Here is a 20127-nt window from a genome sequence, read left to right as displayed (position 1 = left end):
GTGTTTATGGATTCCGGGCTCGCCTACGGCGCCCCGGAATGACAGTGAGAGCGTCCCTTTCCGGCCCTTCCCTCGCCGAGGATGGCACTACCGCGTCGGCGGAGCCCCAAAGACCGAGGGCGGCGGGGCGATCTGGAACGGTGGGGGCATTGGAGGGGCCGAGGTCTGTGAGGGAGCGGGTTCAGGCGCCGGCTCCGGCTGGTTCTGCTGCTCCATTTGCAGTCGCTCGGCATCGCGTCGGGCCCGCTCGGCTTCCGCACGAGCCCTCGCCTGACGTAGGGCCTCCTCCTCCGCAGCCTTGACACGCTGCCGTTCCGCCTCGCGCTGCGCATCGATCTGGCGTTGGCGCTCGGCTGCGGCGCGCTCGAAGGCCTCGATCTTTTCCAGCTCGCGCTTGAGCACGATGGCGGCAAGGCCGTTGCGGAAGGGGCCGGCATCGATCTGGCGCACCGGCGCGATCAGCGAACCCTGCCAGTTCAGGCCGACCGATGGCGGAGCGCCGACCCATTCCGGCGGCGATGTCTTGGCCGTCAGCGCCCCGCGGGCATCGAGCTGCAGGGTCTTCAGGTCGAAGGTGACGGCTCCCTGCCAGGTGGCCGCGCCGCTTTCGGCCACGAAGGGGGAGAGCCGCAAAATGCCGCCGACGAGCGCCGCCGAGGTTTTGATCGGCGCCGCGTTGAAGGGGGCGCGGCCGAGTTCCATCCCAAGGATCGCTTCCGACTTCCCCTCGACCAGCGGATCGTTCTCGGTCAGGGCCCGCTTGAGCGCGCGCTCGAAAACGCCTGGGTCGGCCGCCGGGATGCGCAAGTTCGTCACCTGCCAGTCGCCCGCCCCGCCGAGATTGGCGACGAGCTCCGCAGGGCTCGATCCCGCCGCGCCGAATTTGAGGGGGCCGGAGAGGATGGCCTCGAACGGGGTCGAGCCGGCCAGCGCCCACAGGGGTACGCTCTCCAGGGCGCCTTCACCGACGATGGTCGCGACCGTGCCCTGACGGGTGATCGTGGTGCCACCCGTGATCCGGCCGGAGCCGATGGTCGCCTCGAAATTGCGCAGCGAGATCCCGTCCGACTTCGCCTCGACGACGAAAGTCCCGCGGCTCGCCTGCAGGCCGCGCCCGAGCTCCAGAGTCCCGACCCGGAAGGTGACCTGCCCGCCGGTGACGAGGCGCCCGCTCTGGCCGAATCGGGCGTTGGACCAGATCGCAGTCGTGCCGGCGTCCCCCGGCATGTTCAGCGAGAGCGCCGCAACGAGCCAGGGCAGCGAGACCCGCTCGAGGGACACCTCGCCGCCGATCTCCGAGCGCGAGGCGGCAACGAGGCGCGCCTGCACGTTGTTGTTCGCCACCTTGCCGGTGATGTCGAGGAGGGTCGCGCCGCGCTCGCGTCCCAGGGTCACGCGGCCATTGGCAGGCACCGGCGAAGCGACGCCTGCGCCGTCTCCCAGCAATTGCAGAAAGGGGGCGACGTCGGCGGTCGAAACCTCGGCCTCGCCGCTGTCGACCACGTCGTCGCCCTCGCTCAAGGAGAAGGGCCGCCTTGTCGCGATCCGCATGCCTGCAACCTCGCCGGCTACGGTGAGGTTGAACTGGCCGGATCCGACGCGGGTGCCGCGAAGATCGATCTGGGATGGCCGGTTCAGGCCGGCCAGATTCGCGCGATTGACCCAGCGTCCGGTACTGTCGGTCGAAAGCCCGATGGTCAGGCTCTCGGTCCGACCATCCACCGAGTCGACCCGGCCCTCGAACGGCCCGCCGGCGACGCGTCCCTTCGCCGTCGTGCGCAGCCGCAATTCGGTCGAGCCCGGTGCAGGCGCGACCCGCTCGGAGGTGACATCGAGATCGAGTGCGCCCTCGCGCACGAAAAGGGGCACGAGCTTCGAGATGCCTCCGACCCACACGCTGCCGAGAAGATCGACCAGCGGATCGGCACGCTGCGCCGTCACCTTCCCCGTGATCTGGCCCGATCCGTCCGGTGCGATGCGGCCGCGGACGCGCGCATTGGCTCCGGCGAGATCGACGATGTCCAGGGTTTCGACCAGCAGCGCCGGTCCGTCGGACAAGATGCGGGCGGAAATCCGGCCTGTCGCGGGGCTCTTGCCGGCGCTGACGCCGCGCGCATCCAGGATGAAACCGACATCGACCTTCTCGGTGGCCTGGAAGACGCTGGAGAGCTGCGGCAGGTCGTCGAGGTTCAGTCTCTGGATCGCGACCTGCGCCTCGACCTTTCCGCGCTCGTTCACTTCCGGCGCGGTGTAGCGGACATTGCCGGTCAGGGTCGACTCGCCGGTCTTCAGCCGCAGACGGTTGAAGGACAGAACCGGATTGGCAAAGGCGATTTCCGAGGAGGCCTCGACAGGGCGTCCATCGAGCACCCGCAGGAGAGGCGAGTTGATGCCGATGCGGGCGAGATAGCGGGCGAGCCGGTCGGATGCGTTCGAGGCGAGAGCGACCTTGCCGTTGAGACCGCCCCGCGTGGTCAGGCCAAGCTCGCCCTCCAGGGCCACACGGGTGTCACCGGGCGCGATGAACTCGATCCGGTCGAGCCGGGCGCGGCCGGTGTCGAGTGACAGCCGCAGATTGGCGCTCGACAAATCCTCCTGGCCGAGCCCGATGCTGTCGATCTTGAGGTCGAGATCGATGGGGAAATGGATCACCGGTACGGACCATTGCTGCAGCCGGCTTTTGAAATCCTGCCCATTGCCCGAGAGAATGAAGCTGTCGGCATCGAGCCGGCGCCCCTCGAGTTTGAGGGAGATGCGCGGCTCGTTGAGTCCGATCCGGCCCTCGCCGGTCATGCGCAGGCTCGCGCCGCCCTCCCCGGCCTCCAGGCTGACGGGATTGAGCTCGACGGCGCCGGGCACGGTCTTGAACTCCGTCTCGACCGCGATGGGAATGGGAATGCCTGCGGCGGCAACCTGTGCCGGAGGGCCGAACAGGACCTTGGCCTTGCCGGAGACATTCGGCGTTCCGGCCTCGCCCGTTGCCTCGTTCAGACCGAGGCGGGCGTCGATATCGAAGCGTGGATAGATATCCCCGCCGCCGGACAGCTTGACCTGAATGGTCTTGTCCTCGGCCAGCTCACCCGTGACCAGCCGGAACGGCACGCCTGAGGTGGTGCCCTCGACGCGCCAAGGCCCGATCAGCCTCTGCCCCTCGATGGAGACGTTTTCCGCAAAGGCCTGATTCGTACGGCCCGTGCTCGCGCTCTGGGTCGTCAGGAGAAGCTGTCCGACCCGCAGATTCTCGATCGCCCAGCGGCGGGCGCGGCCGCTGCCCGAAACGATATCCGGCGGCAGGCGCCATTCGCCGTCACCCGCAACCGGGATCCGGATGTCAGCCCGTCCCACCCGGGTTTCCGTGAAGCGCACATCACCCTGCAGCAGCGGCATCAGGGCCACTTCGGCACGGACGTAATCGGCCGTGAGCAAGGGCGAATCCGGCGTCTTGCCGCCGAGACGCAGCCGACCGAGGGTCACCCTCGGTGCCGGCAGCAGGCGGATGTCGATGGAGCCTTCGGTCTTGGCCTCCGTGCCGGACGCGCGCGCAATCATGTGATCGATCGTGTCGCGATGCGCCTCCCAGGTAATGAAGGGAGGCGCTGCGACGGCAACCGCCAGGATGAGGATCACGATGGATGCGATGATCGTCAGGATATCGCGCAAGAGGCTGCCTTTTCTCCGTTCCGGTGAGACGTCCTTAGCTCATGACGACAAGGACCGGGAGCTTTGTTCCATGTGTTCCACCGTCAAAGTGTTCCACTGTCAAAGCGCGACGATCTTGCCGGGATTCATGATGTTGTCGGGATCGATGGCCTGTTTCAAGACGCGCATCATGTTCAGCGCCCCCGCCCCGTGCTCGATCTCCAGATATTTCATCTTCTTCTGGCCGACCCCGTGCTCGCCCGTGCAGGTGCCCTCCATGGCCAAGGCCCGCCGCACCAGCCGGTCCACAAAGGCTTCGCAGGCTTGGATTTCCACCGGATCGTCCGTGTTCACGAGAGGCTGGACATGGAAATTGCCGTCGCCCACATGGCCGACGATCGGCGCGACGAGACCGCTCTCCAGGATGTCCTGCTTGGTGGCGTCGACGCATTCGGCGAGGCGGGAAATCGGCACGCAGACGTCGGTCGCCACCGACTGAGCCCCCGGGCGCAGGCCCTTGGCGGCCCAATAGGCGTCGTGCCGGGCCTGCCAGAGGCGCGAGCGCTCCTCGGGCTTCGTCGCCCATTCGAACGGCCCGCCCTCGAACTCGGCCGCGATCTCGCCGAACCGCTGCGACTGCTCCTGCACGCCGGCCTCGGAGCCATGGAATTCCAAGAGCAGCAGGGGGCTCTCCGGCAGGGACAGTTTGGAGTGGAGATTGACCGCCTTGACCTGCACCTCGTCGAGCAGCTCGATGCGCGCCACCGGGATGCCGGACTGGATCGTCATGATCACCGCGTCGCAGGCCGCTTTGACCGACGGGAACGGGCAGATGCCGGCCGAGATCGCCTCCGGGATGCCGTGGAGCTTCAAAGTAATCTCGGTGATGATCCCCAGCGTTCCCTCCGAGCCGATCAGCAGGCGGGTAAGATCATAGCCGGCCGAACTTTTCTTGGCGCGGCTCGCGGTCTTCACGATCTCGCCATCGGGCAGCACGGCGGTCAGCGCCAGCACCACGTCCTTCATGGTGCCGTAGCGGACGGCATTCGTGCCTGAGGCGCGGGTGGCGGCCATGCCGCCGATGGAGGCGTCGGCGCCGGGATCGATGGGGAAGAACAGGCCCTTGTCGCGAAGATGCTCGTTGAGTTCCTTGCGCGTGACGCCCGCCTCCACCACGCAGTCAAGGTCCTCGTCATGGACCGCGATGATGCGCTTCATCTGCCTGAGATCGATGGAAACTCCGCCATAGGGCGCATTGATATGCCCTTCCAGCGATGTGCCAGTACCATAGGGAATGATCGGAACCCCGTGCACAGCGCAAAGTTTCACGACCTCCGACACCTCCTCCGTCGTCCGGGGATAGACCACCGCGTCCGGCGGCTGGTTCTTCACCCAGGTCAGCGTATGTCCATGCTGCTCGCGCACGGCGGCCGAGGTTGCGACGCGATCGCCGAAGCGCTGCGACAGATCGGCCAGAAGGGCGGCGACGGCGGCCTCGGTGGGCTTCTGACGGACGGGAGCTTGGGTGGCATTCATGGAGGCTTCAGATCCGATTGCGATGCTCATTGCCTTCCATAGCAGCCAAAACCGTTGCAAAGGCAACACTCGGGTTGAGAAAGATGCCGCACCCCTCATGCACAGACCGGATGAACGTGCTAACATTCTTTTCCTATTGTGAACGGAACGGACTTCCGGAGGATATCGAGGGACGCCATTGATCATGGAGAAGCGGACACCCGTCTTTTTCTTCGCGCCCTTCGTGTCCTCCACGATGCGGGTCGAGCCCGCTTGGATCGACTATAACGGCCATATGAACATGGCCTATTACCACGTGCTCTTCGACAGGGCGGTAGAGGAAGGCTTCAGCCTGGTCGGCCTGGGCCACGATTACCTGGAAAAGCGCAAGGCTTCGTTCTTCGCGGCCGAAGTCCACACGGTCTACAAGCGCGAGCTCAAGATGCACGACCGGGTTCGCGTGACGCTTCAGCTCGTCGATTTCGACGAGAAACGCCTCCATTACTACATGGAAATCCGCCACGCCGGCGAAGGCTGGGTCTCCGCGACCATGGAAGGCCTGTCCCTTCACGTCGACATGGAAACCCGCAAGGTCTGCCCGTTTCCGGATGATATCGCGGCCAATCTCGCCGTGATGAAGACCACCCATTCCCGCCTTGCCAAGCCGTCGGAGCTGGGGCGTTCGGTCGGCATCCCCTCGAAGGCCGAGACCGGTCTGCTGGCTTCGAGCACCCGGCACTGAGCGGGCTGCGAGACTCGCCGCCGCTTCAGGCGAGGCGCAGCTTTGCAGGCGCAAGCCGCTGCCGGACCCAGTCGGTCACGGGGCGCTCGTACCAGCGAAAAACCGCAAGCGAGGCCACGACGGCTCCGACCACGGCCAGTGCAACATAGCCCCATGGTCCGATCACCGAGGCAAGGCCGCTCCTGACTAGGACCTCCCTCCCCGCGCGGATGACGAAGGGATGGATGAGGTAGAGGGCATAGGAGGCATCGCCCAGAGCGCCGGCTGCCTGCGTAAGCCGCGTCGCGGGCCTGACGCGATCGGGGCCGAGGGCGGCTGCGGCAACGAAAAGTGACGCCGGAACACCGAAGGCGACAAACCGCGGCAGGTCGGCCTGGGCCGCACCGAGAAGCAGCATGAGACCACCGGCAACGAGAGCGGCGCGCACACTTCGCGACAGGACAAGCCCCTCCGCCTTGACGAGCGCGAGCGCCATGCCGAAGGCGAATTCCAGGACGATCGGATTGGCCCAGAAGGCGAGAGGCTGCGGCAGAGCAAGGAGACTGCCCAGCACCGCCGCCGCGGCCAAGCCTGCCGTAAGCCCGATGACGGCTCTGCGCATGGGCAGCATGATGATCAAAGCGAAGAGCAGGTAGAAATACATCTCGTAATTCAGCGTCCAGCCCAGGGAATAGAGCGGCTGAACGACACCGTCGGGGCGCGCCAGGGGAACAAACAGATAAGAGGCGATCACGAAGCCCGGCTCCAGGATCATTCGGTTCAGGACGTCGGGCGAGACCAGGGCGACGGCAAGATACAGCGTCGTCGCGGTCCAGTAGAGCGGAACGACGCGGGCGGCGCGGCGCGCGAGGAAGACCTTTCCGGCACCGGGCGCCTCGAACAGGTTTCGCGAGGCATGAACGATGATGAAGCCCGAGATGACGAAGAACACATCGACGCCGGCGGCCCATGGGATGTGCTGGAACGGCCGGAACTGCCAGCCGAGCCTGGCCGCCATGAGCCCCGCATCATACTGGGCATGCAGGACGACGATCGACAGGGCCGCGCAGGCTCGCAGCACCTGAATATATGGGAGCTTTGCCATTCCCCGCGCTCGATCCCAAGCCCTTGAGCTTCGTGCATAGCCGAGGAGGCGCGATCGCGGCAAGTCGGGACGCTGGGCGAGAAAGTCACATGGTGAAACTCAGCCTCGAGGAAATGGAGGCCGTGGCGCCCTCATCTTCTCACGTCTCGCCGTTGGACTAACACCCGATCGAACCCCTCGGGCATGTCCCTCGCCGATACGGCACGGGAGCGGGAGGCGGATTGGAGAACATGCGATCCCGCTCGATATTCTGCCGGATCCGGCTGTTCTGGCTGCGGATGTCCTGCTCGACCCCGAGGATGCGCTGATCGTCCTGGATCCGCCTGTTGATATTGTCCGTGGTCCGCTCCGCGGGGCTGGTGCGGGGCAGCCGGGTCTGCGCCTCGGCCGGCATGGCCACGGGAAGCGCGACGCTCGAGACGATGGCCAAAACCATCATGAAACGCATGGGAACATTCCTCTTCGGACCTGCCATACCTATATGGCGAAGGAGCCTTTCGCGGACAATGACGCTCAAGCCGGGAAGTTCAGCCTGCGGCAGGATCGACAGGCATTCCGGGCTCGACGCCGTTCGCCTTTTGATCCATGGTCCCGCCGATGAATCAGTCCGATCCCAGACCCGATCCGCAGGACAACCTTGCCCATGAGCCGGCGTCCGGATCCTTGAGCGCCCGCGCCCGTGCGGCGGTTGCGCCGCAATCGCCTTACCTGAACGGCCTGAACCCGGAACAGCGTGCCGCCGTGGAGGCCACCGAAGGGCCGGTCCTGGTGCTCGCCGGCGCCGGCACCGGCAAGACCCGCGTGCTCACAACCCGGATCGCCCATCTGATCGCCACCGGCAAGGCCTTTCCGTCCCAGATCCTCGCCGTCACCTTCACCAACAAGGCCGCCCGGGAGATGCGCGAGCGCATCACCTCCGTGATCGGCCCTGTGGCCGAGGGAATGCAGTGGCTCGGCACCTTCCACTCCATCGGCACCAAGATCCTACGTCGCCATGCGGAGCTGGTCGAACTGCGCTCAGACTTCACGATCCTCGGCACCGACGACCAGCTGCGCCTGATGAAGCAGGTGATCGAGGCCGAGGGCATTGACGAGAAGCGCTGGCCCGCGCGCCAGCTCGCCGGCCATATCGACGGCTGGAAGAACCGCGGCCTCGGCCCCGATCAGGTTCCCGCCGGAGAGGCCGGAGCCTTCGCCAACGGCAAGGGCGGCCGGCTCTACCGGGCCTATCAGGAGCGCCTGAAGGTTCTCAACGCCACCGATTTCGGCGACCTGCTGCTCGAATGCCTGCGCCTTTGGCGCGAGCATCCCGACATTCTGGAGCAGTATCAGAACCGGTTCCGCTACATGCTGGTGGACGAATATCAGGACACCAACGTCGCCCAGTATCTCTGGCTGAGGCTTCTCGCTCAGACGCGCAAGAACCTGTGTTGCGTCGGCGACGATGACCAGTCGATCTATGGCTGGCGCGGCGCCGAGGTCGACAACATCCTCCGCTTCGAGCACGATTTTCCCGGCGCCACCGTGATCCGTCTGGAGCGCAACTATCGTTCCACCGGCCACATCCTATCGGCTGCCTCCGGTCTCATCGCCAAGAACCAGAGCCGCCTCGGCAAGACGCTGCGCACGGAGGACGAGCCGGGCGAGAAGGTGACCATCACCGGCGCCTGGGATTCCGAGGATGAGGCGCGACTCATCGGAGAAGAGATCGAGTCGCTCCATTCCAAAAAGCACCCGCTCTCCGAGATCGCGATCCTGGTGCGCATCTCCGCCCAGATGCGTGAGATCGAAGACCGTCTCGTGACGCTCGGGGTTCCCTATCGCGTCATCGGCGGCCCGCGCTTCTACGAGCGCGCAGAGATCCGCGATGCGCTCGCCTATCTGCGCGTCGTCAACCAGCCGGCCGACGATCTCGCCTTCGAGCGCATCGTCAATACGCCGAAGCGCGGCTTGGGCGACGCCACGATCCAGGTGCTGCACAACCATGCCCGCGCCGCCCGCGTGCCGCTGATGGAGGCCGCGCGCTTCATCGTCGAGACCGACGAATTGAAGCCCAAGCCCCGCGCCACCTTGCGCGATCTGCTCATCTCCTTCGGCCGCTGGGCGAAGCTCTCCGAAACCCTATCGCAATCCGACGTCGCGCAGACGGTGCTGGAGGAATCCGGCTACACCGATATGTGGCAGAAGGACAAATCGGCAGACGCGGCCGGGCGGCTCGAAAACCTCAAGGAGCTCGTGCGCTCCATGGAGGAATTTCCGGACCTGCAGAGCTTCCTCGAGCATGTCTCTCTCGTGATGGAAGCGAACGAGAGCGACACGACTGAGCGTGTCAGCCTCATGACCTTACACGCGGCAAAGGGCCTGGAATTCGACACCGTCTTCCTGCCCGGCTGGGAGGAAGGCCTCTTTCCGAACCAGCGCGCGCTCGACGAGAGCGGCCGTGCTGGCTTGGAAGAGGAGCGCCGCCTCGCCCATGTGGGTCTGACCCGCGCCCGGCGCCGGGCCAAGATCTACTTCGCCTCAAATCGACGCATTCATGGCCTCTGGAACTCGACCGTCCCGAGCCGCTTCGTCGACGATCTGCCCGAGATGAACGTCGAGATCGTCGAGGCGCCCGCCAATTTCTCCTATGGCGGCGGCTTTGGCGGATCGCGCTTCGACCGGATGCAGCCCTTCAGCGGCTCGTCCTACCAGACGCCCGGCTGGCAGCGCGCCCAGGCGCATCGGGCCACGACCGAGGACGGCGGCTATTCCGCCCGCCGCTCCGGCGAAAGACGCGGGCCGATGCTGATCGAGGGTGAGCTTGTGGCCAAGTCCACCGGCAGCTCAGGCTTCAAGATCGGCGGGCGCGTGCTCCACACCAAGTTCGGCCCAGGCACCGTCGAGGCCATCGACGGCAACAAGCTGACGGTCGAGTTCGACAAGGCCGGGCGCAAGATGGTTCTGGACAGCTTCGTCGAGGCAATGGGCTAGACGACGCGCTCCGCTCAATGCAACATTGTTTTATGAGCGGATAAGCTACGAACTCCGTTGGAGCCTGCGCAATGCCCTGGCCTTCTCATGCAACGTCGCTACGCCTGATGAGCGTGCTTGCCGCCATTGCCGGAATGTCATTGCCGGTTCTGGCGCAGAATGCCTCCTTGGAAGGGCGCATCGACGATTTCCACTGCGGGGACAACTGCTATCTGACGATCGTCGACAAGCTGAATAAAGAACATACCGGGCTGTGCACTGCGCCAGAATGCAGGCCATGGAACAGGAAAGTGGAGATGCCCGCTCATTACATCGGCAAACGCGTCGTCGTCACACTGGATCGGGGTGTCCAAGTCGATGCCGGAGGCAATGTGATGGGGAGAATGATGGCCTTCAGAAAGATCAAATTCTTGGATTAGGCGCGGGATCTGCAGACTCTCAAAACCTGTCGAGGTTACCCCTAGCCACGCGCCCGAGACTGTGGAACGATCCCGCCCCCGTCAAAGCGATCCGAGGTGGCGATGTTTCCCCTGTCTCACATGCTCAAGTCCTTCATTCGTGCCGGCACCCTGAAGGTGATCGACGCTGAGGGCAAGGTGCATGTCTTCGGTGGTGAAAAGCCGGGGCCGAGCGTCACCATGCGGCTGACGGATCGCTCGCTCTATCACAAGCTCGTCCTGAACCCGGAACTCCACGCCGGCGAAGCTTATATGGACGGGACCATGAGCTTCGAGGATGGTTCCGGCTTGCGGGACTTCCTCAATCTCTTCTCGATCAATCGCTCGACGCTCGCCAATTATCCGCTTCAGAGCGTGCTCAAGCGTCTCTCGCGCACGGTGAAAAGATTCCAGCAGGCGAACCCTGTCGGCAAGGCGCAACAGAACGTGGCGCATCACTACGATCTCGGGAACGACTTCTACAAGCTCTTCCTCGACAAGGGCATGCAATATTCCTGCGCCTATTTCGTCAACGACGACGACACGCTCGAAGAGGCGCAGCAGAACAAGCTTCGCCTCATCGCCTCGAAGCTGCGGCTCAAGCCAGGCCTGAAGATCCTCGACATCGGCAGCGGCTGGGGCGACCTCGCGCTCTATCTCGCGGCGATGGAGGATGTTGACGTCACCGGCGTCACGCTCTCGAAGGAGCAGTACGAACTCTCCAATGAGAAGGCTCGGCGTGCAGGGCTGTCGGATCGCGTGCGGTTCGAATTGCTCGACTACCGCAAGGTGGACAGAAAGTTCGATCGCATCGTGTCTGTCGGCATGTTCGAGCATGTGGGCGTGCACCATTACGGCGAGTTCTTCAAGAAGATCAACGCGTTGCTCGACGATGACGGGCTGATGGTGCTGCACTCGATCGGAAAGATGAGCCCGCCCGGTACCGCGAGTCCGTGGCTGCGCAAATACATCTTCCCCGGCGCCTACTCCCCTGCCCTGTCGGAAGTATTTCCTGTCGTCGAGCAGAACCAGCTCTGGGTGACGGATCTCGAATTCCTGCGCCTGCATTACGCGAAGACGCTCAACCATTGGCACCGGCGCTTCGAGGCCAACCGCGAGAAGATCGCCGCGATGTATGACGAGCGCTTCTGCCGGATGTTCGAGTTCTATCTGATCAGCGCGGAGACCATGTTCACCACCGGCAGCCAGCTGGTGTTCCATATGCAGCTGGCGCGCAAGCGCGATGCCGCGCCGATCGTGCGCGACTACGTCACCGATGTGCAGCGCGAGTACCGGGCGGAGGAAGCTGAGCGCCTCAAGGTGCTCGAGCCTGCGCGGGAGCTTATGCCGGCTTGAGACCCAGACCTAGTGCCGGGAGGTCAAAAGCCGGCGACGGGGTGGTTTCCCTTTGCGGTGCAATGTTCTAAAGCGGGGTCATGCTCGAAGGTCTGCATCCCAACCGCCCCACCCACGTCTTCCGCATCACCACGGACGGGCGCTCCGCACGCGCCATGACCGACCTGATCGGCGAGATTTTCGATCCGGCCGAAACGGCTGTCGCGTCGTTCGAAACCGAGGATGACGGACCGTGGATGCTGGAGGCCTATTTCGCCAGCCAGCCCGACGAGGTGGCGATCCGCAACCTGCTGCGGCCCATCGTCGGCGAAGAAGCGGACAAGGGCGTCTTTCTGCCGCTCGAGCAGAAGGATTGGGTGAAAGCGTCGCTGGAAGGCCTCAAGCCCGTCCGCGCCGGGCGCATCTTCGTTCATGGCTCGCATGACCGGGATCAACGCCGTCAGAGCGACATCGCCATCGAGATCGAGGCCGGCCTCGCCTTCGGCACCGGCCATCACGGCACGACCTTGAGCTGCCTGCTCGCCTTCGTCGACGAGTTGAAGATGCGCACGCCCCGCCACGTGCTCGATGTCGGCACGGGAACAGGCATCCTGGCCTTTGCTGCGGCAAAGATTCTGAAGCGCCCTGTCGTTGCGGGCGATATCGATCCTGAAGCGGTCAGGGTGGCGCGGGAGAATGCGCGGCTCAACGGCATCGCGCAATGGCTGAAGCTTTATGTCGGACCCGGCACGCGCCATGCGGATGCCGACCGCACGGGCCATTTCGATCTGGTCTTCGCCAATATTCTCGCCAAGCCCCTGCGGGTGCTGGCGCCGTCTCTGGCGCGGGTGGCAAGCCGGGACGGGACGCTCATCCTATCGGGCCTTCTGGCCCGCGACGTCCCGGGTGTGCTCTCGGCTTATGCGCATCAGGGCTTTTACCTGCAGCGCCGCTACGATCTCGAAGGATGGGTGGCGCTGGTCATGAAACGGGGGAGCGTTCGTCCGCTCCCCCGCCTGTAAAGCATTTTTCGGCGAAGTGGATGCGGTTCGCCGTCAAAAAATGCGGCAAACAAAGGAGAGAGATGATTCCACGCCAATGGAATCATCTCTGAATTCTTACTCGGACAGAAGGCCCGGGTAGCGCTTGGCAAGCTCGCGACGGAGCCGGAGGGTTTCGATCCAGACTTCGCGGACGGCCTTCATGGCGGCGACGATGATCATGACGTTGTCTTTCTTTGAAAAAGGGTTTGGTTAGATCTTGAACGGCAGAGGCTCGGACTGCTCGATAAAGCGCGTCGAGTGATCCTGCCGGCGGCCCAGATCGGCCATCATCGCCTCATGGCGGCGCAGTTCACGAGCGGCGCTCTTGGCGCGGCTCTCGATCAGTGCGCTCATGAGGCGCGAGAGTTTCGAGGGGGCTTCGGCGGTGCCGAGAAGGGCGGAAGAAAAAAGGGCTGCGATCATGGGCTCATCTCCAACAGACGGTGGTGCTGAGACCCTTCAGCGTTCCTCTGTTATCGTTGACAGGAAGATATGCCCGGTCCGACTTTAGTTGAAGTCACAGGATCACATGAGCGTCATGCGCCCCTTGCAGGACAGCGTCACAAAAGATTAACCACTAGGCATCCGGCGCATGTTTCGTAAGCCGGCTGCATCATGCTGAAGCGGTGCCCGCTAGGTTTGTGGGCACCCTCGAAAGTGGTTCCCACTTCCGAGGCCATGCTCTAGCGTGTCGGCCTTCTCATTTCCGATCTCCGGTGATGCTTCCCATGGCCCAGTTCCAGTTCTTCGACGACACCACTTCCCCCGCCCAAGGGCCCCAGCACATCGCCAGGCTGCGCGCCGAAATGGCACGCCGCGGCTTCGACGGCTTCGTGGTGCCACGCGCCGATGAGCATCAGGGCGAATACGTGCCAAAGAGCGCCGAGCGCCTGGCCTGGCTGACCGGCTTCACCGGGTCCGCCGGCACGGCAATCGTGCTGCAGGGCGAGGCCGCTCTCGTGGTCGATGGGCGCTACACGGTGCAGGCGGCGGAGCAGGTGGACACCTCCGTCATCACGCCGGTCCAGCTCACCGAGTCGACGCCCGAGGACTGGATCGCCAAACACCTGCCGCCTGGCGGCGTGCTCGCCTACGACCCGTGGCTGCACACCAGCGACGGCCTGAAGAAGCTTGAAGAAGCGGTCAATCGCGCCGGCGGAAAGCTGGCCCCGGTCGATATCAACCTGGTCGACGTGATCTGGATCGACCGTCCGGCCCCGCCGCAGGCCCCGGTGCGGCCGCACCCGCTCGCCTATGCCGGCGAAGCCGCGGCTGCAAAGCTGGAGCGAATCCGCAAGAAGATGGCGGAGGCGAAGCTCGATGCCCTCGTCATCTCGGATCCGCACAACCTCGCCTGGGCCTTCAACCTGCGCGGCGGCGATGTGGGGCACACCCCCCTGCCCCTCGGTTATGCGATCCTGCCCAAGGAAGGCCGGGCGAACCTGTTCTTCGATCCGGCGAAGGTGACGAACGAGGCGGGCGACGCCGTCGGCGATCTTGCCGAGTTCACGCCGATCAGCACTTTTCAGGGCGCCCTCGACGAGCTGGGACGGACCCGCGGCAAGGTGCGCATCGATTCGGCCACCGGTGCAGTCGCCCTGATCCGCCGCATCGAAGCGGCCGGCGGTCAGGTCGATGTGGGAGCTGACCCGATCGCTCTCATGAAGGCCGTGAAGAATGCCTCCGAGATCGCAGGCTCCCATGCGGCGCATCTGCGCGACGGTGTGGCCGTCGCCCGTTTCCTCGCTTGGCTCGACCGCGAGGCCCCATTGGGTAAGCTGACGGAGATCGATGCGGTCGAGGCGCTGGAGGCTTTCCGCGTCGAGACGGGCGCCCTGAAGAACGTGTCCTTCCCGAGCATCTCAGGCGCAGGCCCGAACGCTGCCCTGCCACATTACCGGGTCACGAGTTCGAGCAACCGCCCCATCGAGGGGAACCAGATCTTCCTCATCGATTCCGGCGCGCAATACGAGGACGGCACGACGGACATCACCCGCACGATCATCGTGGGTGAGCCGACGCCCGAGATGAAGGATCGCTTCACGCGGGTCCTCAAGGGCCACATCGCCATCGCGCAAATCGTGTTTCCGAAAGGCACGACCGGTGCGCAGATCGATTCCTTCGCCCGCAGGCCCTTGTGGGAGGCAGGCCTCGATTTCGATCACGGCACCGGCCACGGAATCGGCAGCTATCTCTCGGTGCACGAGGGCCCGCAGCGCATCGCCAAGACCGGCGTCACACCGCTCGAAATCGGCATGATGCTGTCCAACGAGCCGGGCTTCTACAAGCCAGGCGCCTACGGCATCCGTATCGAGAACCTGATTCTCGTCGAGAAGCGCACGATCCCCGGCGGCGACCGCGAGATGATGGGCTTCGAGACGCTGACCTTCACGCCCATCGATCTGCGTCTGGTGGAGCCGGCGATCATGAATGCGGACGAGATCGCCTGGCTCAACGCCTATCACGCTGCCGTTCGCGAAAAGATCGGACCGAAGCTCGACGCCGAGACGCGGGCGTGGCTGGAGAACGCCACGCAGCCGATCGGCTGAAATCCTTCACTGTCATTCCGGGGCGACGCAGGCGAGCCCCGGAATGACAGTGGGAATGTTGCGTCAAATCAAATTGCGCAGCACCACGACGGCGATCACGCCGACGGCCACCGTGCCGAGCAGCGGAAGCCGGAAAGCCGCGACGGCCGTAATCCCTGCTGCGATAGCTTCCGCCCATCCGGTGGTGAGCGCGGTCGGCGCGATCACGGCCACCAGAACCGCGGGAGGGATCGCATCGAAGGCGGCCTTCGCGCGGCCGGTGAGCACGAGGCGGTCGGCCACGAACAGGCCCGCGATGCGCGTGAAATAGGTCACCACCGCCATGGCGATGATGGCGAGAAGGGTCGTCATGTCGAGGCTCATGGGCGCGCCTCCTTGGGAGCGGCAAAGTAGGCGGCGGCAATGCCGGCGAGCGCACCCGAGGCCACATGCCAGGGAGCACCGATGAAGTGGTGGACGAGGGCCGCAACGGCCGCGCTGACCGCCACCGTGACGAGCGTCACCCGGCTGCGGCCGAAGCCCGCGACGAGGCCGATGAACAGGGCCGTGAAGGCGAAATCCGCGCCGATGCGTTCGGGATCGCCGAGGAACGAACCGAGGATGGCCCCGAGGCCCGAGAACAGCGTCCAGTTCGCCCACAGCACGACGCCCATGGCGGTCCAATAGGCACCCGTCACCGGCCGCTCCAGCGCACGGCGCTCGGACAGAGCCCAGGCCTCGTCGGTGAGGAAGAAGAAGGAGAGGAACTTCTGGATCCGCGACATCCGCACCTTCGGCGACAGCGATGCTCCCATGAGCACATGGCGTGCATTGATCAGCAGCGTCGCGAAGGCCAGCGTCAGGATCGGGGCCGGATGAATCCAGGTCTCGATGGCGGCGAACTGCGCTCCGCCGGCGAAGACCAGGGCCGACATGACCGTGACTTCGAGCGGCGTCAGCCCCTTCGCAGCGGCTACGGCGCCAAAGAGCAGGCTGATCGGCACGGCCGCCACGACGATGGGCGCGATGTCGCGAAGGCCCGCCCGGACTTCGCGACGGTAATCGATGGCGAATGGGTTTGCTCGTTCCATGACGGTACTCGTTTCCCCGGCCTTATGCAGGAGGGGAAACGGATAGTCTTGGATGAAAGTGCGGTTTCAGGCGGCGCGATAGGCCCCCGGCGTCACGCCCATGCGGGCCTTGAAGACGCGGTTGAGGTGGCTCTGGTCGAAGAAGCCGCAGGCGGCGGCCACGTCGCCGGGGGCCTCGCCCTGCGCGAGGAGCCGGGTCGCGGCGCGGAAGCGCCGGTCGAGGAGATAGGCATGCGGCGTCAGCCCGGTTTCCTTGGCGAAGGCGCGGATGAAGTGGCTGCGCGACAGGCCGGCGAGATTCGCCAGATTGGCGAGGTCCGCCTCCTCGCCGATATGAACGTCCAGGTAGTCCCGAACCCGCAGGATGCTCTTCGACCCGTAGCGGACAGCCGGCAGGGCATCGAGATCCGCCCAGCGGGTGATCAGGCGGCTCAGGAAATCGATCAGCCGGGTATCCTGCTCCATCTCCGAGATCCAGCCGGCGCCCTCCGACAGGCAGGCATGGAGCCGGACCTGCGCCTGGAACAGCTCGGGATCCTCGATCACCGATCGCGGGAACCAGGGAGCACGGGGGAGCGGGCGCCCGGCCACATCCTCCGCGATCTCCTGCATCAGCTCGGCGGAGGGATAGAAGGTGCGGTATTCGAACCCGCCGCCATAGGGCTCCCCGTCATGGATCTCATCGGGGCAGACGATGGCAACCGAACCCGCGGGCACATAATGCTGCTCGCCGCGATGGAAGAAGGTCTCGCAGCCTGCAAGCACCGCCGCGATGGCGTAGGTGTCATGACTGTGGCGGGCATAGGCGTGACGACGGAAGGTCGCGCGCAGGCAGTCGAGGTCGCGATAGCGCGGCACTCGCCAGAAATGCGTCACGTCGCCCGCTCCGACCTTGTCGGGATCGAGCGAGACTTCCGGGGTGATCACCGTCATGGGGCCACCGTGCCACAGCATTGCGTCGAAGTCTTGGACATAGGTCTCCTTGGACAGAAATCTCATCCCCGCCCGACGAGGGCGAACCAGCCGTCCTCGTCCATGACCTGAAGCCCAAGCTCGGCCGCCTTGGCGAGCTTGGAACCTGCACCGGGACCGGCCACCACGATATCGGTCTTCTTCGAGACGGAGCCCGCGACCTTGGCCCCGAGCCGCTCGGCCATGGCCTTGGCCTCCTCGCGGGTCATCTGCTCGAGCGAGCCGGTGAACACCACCGTCTTGCCGGCAACCGGCGAGTTCGCGGTGGCCGGCGCCTCCATCGGCTCGGTGGTCACCTCGCCAAGCAGCGCGTCGAGCATCTCCTCGTTGTGCCCCTCCTTGAAGAACTCGACGATGGCCTCGGCCACCACCGGGCCGATGCCGCCGATGGCGGTCAGCTCCGCATGCGCTTCGGACGCCGGATCGGAGGCGGCCTTCGCAGTCTCGCGCAGATTCTCGAAGCTGCCGAAATGCCGGGCCAGAAGGCGCGCCGAGGTCTCGCCCACATGCGGGATGCCGAGAGCGAAGATGAAGCGGTTGAGTTCGATCGAGCGCCGCGCCTGAATCGCGGCGAAGAGATTTTTTGCGCTCGTCTCGCCCCACCCTTCGCGGTTCTCGAGCCGCTTGAGGCTTTTCGCATTGCGCGCTTCCAGCGTAAAAATGTCCTGCGGGCGCTGGATCAGGCCTTCCTCGTAGAACTCGTCGATGCGCTGCATGCCCAAGCCCTCGATGTCGAAGGCGTTGCGCGAGACGAAATGTTTTAAGCGCTCGCGGGCCTGCGCCGGGCAGATGAGGCCGCCGGTGCAGCGGCGCACCGCATCCTCCTTGCCCGTGCGCGGATTGACCTCGCGCACCGCGTGGCTGCCGCAGGCCGGGCACACGGTCGGAAATTCGTAGGGCTTCGCGTCGGCGGGGCGCTTTTCCAGCACCACGTCGAGCACCTTTGGAATCACGTCGCCGGCGCGGTTGATGACGACCGTATCACCGATGCGGATGTCGATACCGTTGCGGATCTTCTCGCCGTTGCCGCCGATGCCCTTGATGTAATCCTCGTTGTGCAGGGTCGCATTCGAGACGACCACGCCGCCGACGGTGACGGGCTTCAGCCGTGCGATCGGATTGAGCGAGCCGGTGCGGCCCACATTGATCTCGATGCCCTCCAACACCGTCACCGCCTTCTGGGCGGGGAACTTGTGCGCGAGCGCCCAGCGCGGCGAGCGCGAGACGAAGCCGAGGCGCTGCTGCAGGCTCAAATCGTCGACCTTGTAGACGACGCCGTCGATGTCGTAGCCGAGATTGGCGCGATCGGTCTCGATAGCATGGTAATGTTCGAGCAGCTCGGCGACGCTCGTGCAGAGGCGGGTCAGCGGATTGACCTTGAGGCCGAAGCTTTTGAAGCATTCCATCATGCCGTGCTGGGTCGTCGCCGGCATCTTGCTCACCTCGCCCCAGGCGTAGGCGAAGAAGCGTAAAGGACGCGATGCGGTGATCGATGCATCGAGCTGGCGCAGGCTGCCCGCCGCCGCATTGCGCGGATTGGCGAAGAGCGCCTTGCCGGCCGCCTCCTGGCGCGCGTTGATCGCCGCGAAATCCTCATGCGAGAGATAGACCTCGCCGCGCACCTCGAAGATCGCCGGTACGCCCGCCCCTTTGAGCCGATGCGGGATGTCGTCCACGGTGCGGGCGTTGTTCGTCACGTCCTCGCCGACAGCGCCGTCGCCGCGGGTGGCGGCGGAGACGAGCCTTCCGTTCTCGTAGCGCAGGCTTAAGGAAAGCCCGTCGATCTTCGGCTCGGCGGTGAACGCAAGCGGCGCATCGGCCTTCCATTGCAGGAAGCGGCGGATGCGCTCGACGAATTCCTCGACCTCCTCGTCCGCGAAGGCATTGCCGAGCGAGAGCATCGGCACCTTGTGCCGGATCTTGCCGAATTTCTCGGACACCTTGGAGCCGACCTTCTCGGTCAGGCTCTCCGGCGATTTCAGCTCGGGGAACTGATCCTCCAGCGCCTCGTAGCGCTGGCGCAGGGCGTCGTATTCGGCGTCCGAAACGCTCGGCGCATCCTCCTCGTAATAGCGCCGGTCATGCTCCCTGATCTCGGCGCCGAGCGCCTCGTGCTCGATCCGCGCCTCATCGGGCGTCAGGTGGTCGACAGGTGTCTCGGAGGAGGATTTGCGTGGGGGCATGATCGAATCGTGTTTGAGGTCGCTTGAACCATAGCGCTCCGCGGCGGAGTCTCCAGAGGCGAGGCGCGACGGTGCACGGAATCCACCGCGTACCGGAGATGGAATGGAGCGGAGATCCGGAATCAGGCGTCAGACCCACGACATTGTCATCCCCGCGGCGGTGGGGATCCAGACCCACGCCGTCTCAGGACGAGACGATCGGCGTCGCGCATGGTTCTGCGGCGTCGGCGGTTATGGATCCCGGGCTCGGCTGCGCCGCCCCGGGATGACAGCGCTTTATTCGGCTTGCGATCCGGGATCGGCTGCGCCGTCCGGGATGACAGCGCCACGCTCCTCCCGGGATCACGCTTCCCTCGCCGTCATCCCACCCTGCGCCGTCATCCCCGCCCCCACTGCGTCATGCCCGGGCTTGTCCCGGGCACCCACGTCTTAAGCAGCGTCGCGGCTCCCAAGGCGTGGGTGGCCGCAACAAGTGCGGCCATGACGGCGCGGGTGTTCAATCTGTCCTTGTCAAAGAGCCAGCACCTTGGGGCCCGCAGCGTGAGCTGCGAGCCTTTTGGGTGGATCGAGGGTGGCGCGAATGGC

The 20127-nt window shown here is 65.0% G+C and carries 16 protein-coding genes; 6 read left to right on the top strand and 10 right to left on the bottom strand.

The annotated features are described in order from the left end of the window. Positions 1-87: 87 nt before the first annotated feature. Together JKL46_RS03600 and JKL46_RS03595 are read right to left on the bottom strand one after the other, a co-directional pair. Positions 88-3660 (bottom strand): AsmA family protein, encoded by a 3573-nt coding sequence (locus JKL46_RS03600; RefSeq protein ID WP_201830052.1) that lies wholly within the window; start codon positions 3658-3660, stop codon positions 88-90. A gap of 99 nt (positions 3661-3759) precedes the next feature. Beyond that, a complete protein-coding gene (locus JKL46_RS03595; RefSeq protein WP_201830051.1) occupies positions 3760-5175 on the bottom strand; it encodes an FAD-binding oxidoreductase in 1416 nt (471 codons plus the stop codon). A gap of 184 nt (positions 5176-5359) precedes the next feature. On the opposite strand from JKL46_RS03595, the gene JKL46_RS03590 reads away from it, so the two are divergent. After that, the gene (locus JKL46_RS03590; protein WP_201830050.1) at positions 5360-5896 is read left to right on the top strand and encodes a thioesterase family protein; all 537 of its coding nucleotides are present in this window, start codon (positions 5360-5362) and stop codon (positions 5894-5896) included. Positions 5897-5921: 25 nt separating this feature from the next. Here JKL46_RS03590 and JKL46_RS03585 read toward each other — a convergent pair whose 3' ends face one another. Together JKL46_RS03585 and JKL46_RS03580 are read right to left on the bottom strand one after the other, a co-directional pair. Beyond that, positions 5922-6980 carry an acyltransferase family protein gene (locus JKL46_RS03585; RefSeq protein ID WP_210381224.1) on the bottom strand — a complete coding sequence of 353 codons (1059 nt, stop codon included), beginning with the start codon at positions 6978-6980 and terminating at the stop codon, positions 5922-5924. Between the two features lie 157 nt (positions 6981-7137). Then, on the bottom strand, positions 7138-7428 hold the full coding sequence (locus tag JKL46_RS03580; protein ID WP_201830049.1) for a hypothetical protein: 291 nt from the start codon (positions 7426-7428) through the stop codon (positions 7138-7140). A 149-nt stretch (positions 7429-7577) separates the two neighbouring features. Here JKL46_RS03580 and JKL46_RS03575 point away from each other — a divergent pair, with 149 nt between their 5' ends. From JKL46_RS03575 to JKL46_RS03560, 4 genes are all read left to right on the top strand, one after another. After that, positions 7578-9953, top strand: coding sequence for an ATP-dependent helicase (locus JKL46_RS03575; RefSeq protein ID WP_201830048.1), 2376 nt, complete (start codon positions 7578-7580; stop codon positions 9951-9953). 71 nt (positions 9954-10024) lie between these two features. Further along, positions 10025-10372, top strand: a complete 348-nt coding sequence (locus JKL46_RS03570; protein WP_201830047.1) for a hypothetical protein — start codon at positions 10025-10027, stop codon at positions 10370-10372. A gap of 102 nt (positions 10373-10474) precedes the next feature. Continuing rightward, positions 10475-11746 carry an SAM-dependent methyltransferase gene (locus JKL46_RS03565; RefSeq protein WP_201830046.1) on the top strand — a complete coding sequence of 424 codons (1272 nt, stop codon included), beginning with the start codon at positions 10475-10477 and terminating at the stop codon, positions 11744-11746. Positions 11747-11826: 80 nt separating this feature from the next. Then, positions 11827-12747: a 50S ribosomal protein L11 methyltransferase gene (locus tag JKL46_RS03560; RefSeq protein WP_201830045.1), complete on the top strand. Its 921-nt coding sequence runs from the start codon at positions 11827-11829 to the stop codon at positions 12745-12747. Between the two features lie 231 nt (positions 12748-12978). On the opposite strand, the gene JKL46_RS03555 is transcribed toward JKL46_RS03560, so the two are convergent. Next, complete coding sequence (locus JKL46_RS03555) at positions 12979-13191, bottom strand: hypothetical protein (protein WP_201830044.1); 213 nt, start codon at positions 13189-13191, stop codon at positions 12979-12981. A gap of 296 nt (positions 13192-13487) precedes the next feature. Here JKL46_RS03555 and JKL46_RS03550 point away from each other — a divergent pair, with 296 nt between their 5' ends. Beyond that, positions 13488-15317: an aminopeptidase P family protein gene (locus JKL46_RS03550; RefSeq protein WP_201830043.1), complete on the top strand. Its 1830-nt coding sequence runs from the start codon at positions 13488-13490 to the stop codon at positions 15315-15317. Positions 15318-15380: 63 nt separating this feature from the next. Here JKL46_RS03550 and JKL46_RS03545 read toward each other — a convergent pair whose 3' ends face one another. The 5 genes from JKL46_RS03545 to JKL46_RS35190 form a co-directional block, all read right to left on the bottom strand. Beyond that, the gene (locus JKL46_RS03545; RefSeq protein ID WP_201830042.1) at positions 15381-15680 is read right to left on the bottom strand and encodes an AzlD family protein; all 300 of its coding nucleotides are present in this window, start codon (positions 15678-15680) and stop codon (positions 15381-15383) included. Continuing rightward, the gene (locus JKL46_RS03540; RefSeq protein ID WP_201830041.1) at positions 15677-16387 is read right to left on the bottom strand and encodes an AzlC family ABC transporter permease; all 711 of its coding nucleotides are present in this window, start codon (positions 16385-16387) and stop codon (positions 15677-15679) included. Before JKL46_RS03540 ends, JKL46_RS03545 begins: the two co-directional genes overlap by 4 nt. Before the next feature lie 66 nt (positions 16388-16453). Next, entirely contained in the window at positions 16454-17386 is a 933-nt protein-coding gene (locus JKL46_RS03535) for an AraC family transcriptional regulator (RefSeq protein WP_201830040.1), read from the bottom strand. Continuing rightward, positions 17383-19542, bottom strand: a complete 2160-nt coding sequence (gene ligA, locus JKL46_RS03530) for an NAD-dependent DNA ligase LigA (protein ID WP_201830039.1) — start codon at positions 19540-19542, stop codon at positions 17383-17385. Before ligA ends, JKL46_RS03535 begins: the two co-directional genes overlap by 4 nt. Before the next feature lie 377 nt (positions 19543-19919). Further along, positions 19920-20127: hypothetical protein (locus JKL46_RS35190; RefSeq protein ID WP_210381223.1), on the bottom strand; the 208-nt coding region annotated here is incomplete at its 5' end.

It is taken from the genome of Microvirga zambiensis WSM3693 (assembly GCF_016735695.1).
In the GTDB taxonomy this organism is placed as follows: domain Bacteria; phylum Pseudomonadota; class Alphaproteobacteria; order Rhizobiales; family Beijerinckiaceae; genus Microvirga; species Microvirga zambiensis.
The sequence above is the reverse complement of the archived record's forward strand: the minus strand, read 5'-3'. Positions and strand labels throughout refer to the sequence as shown.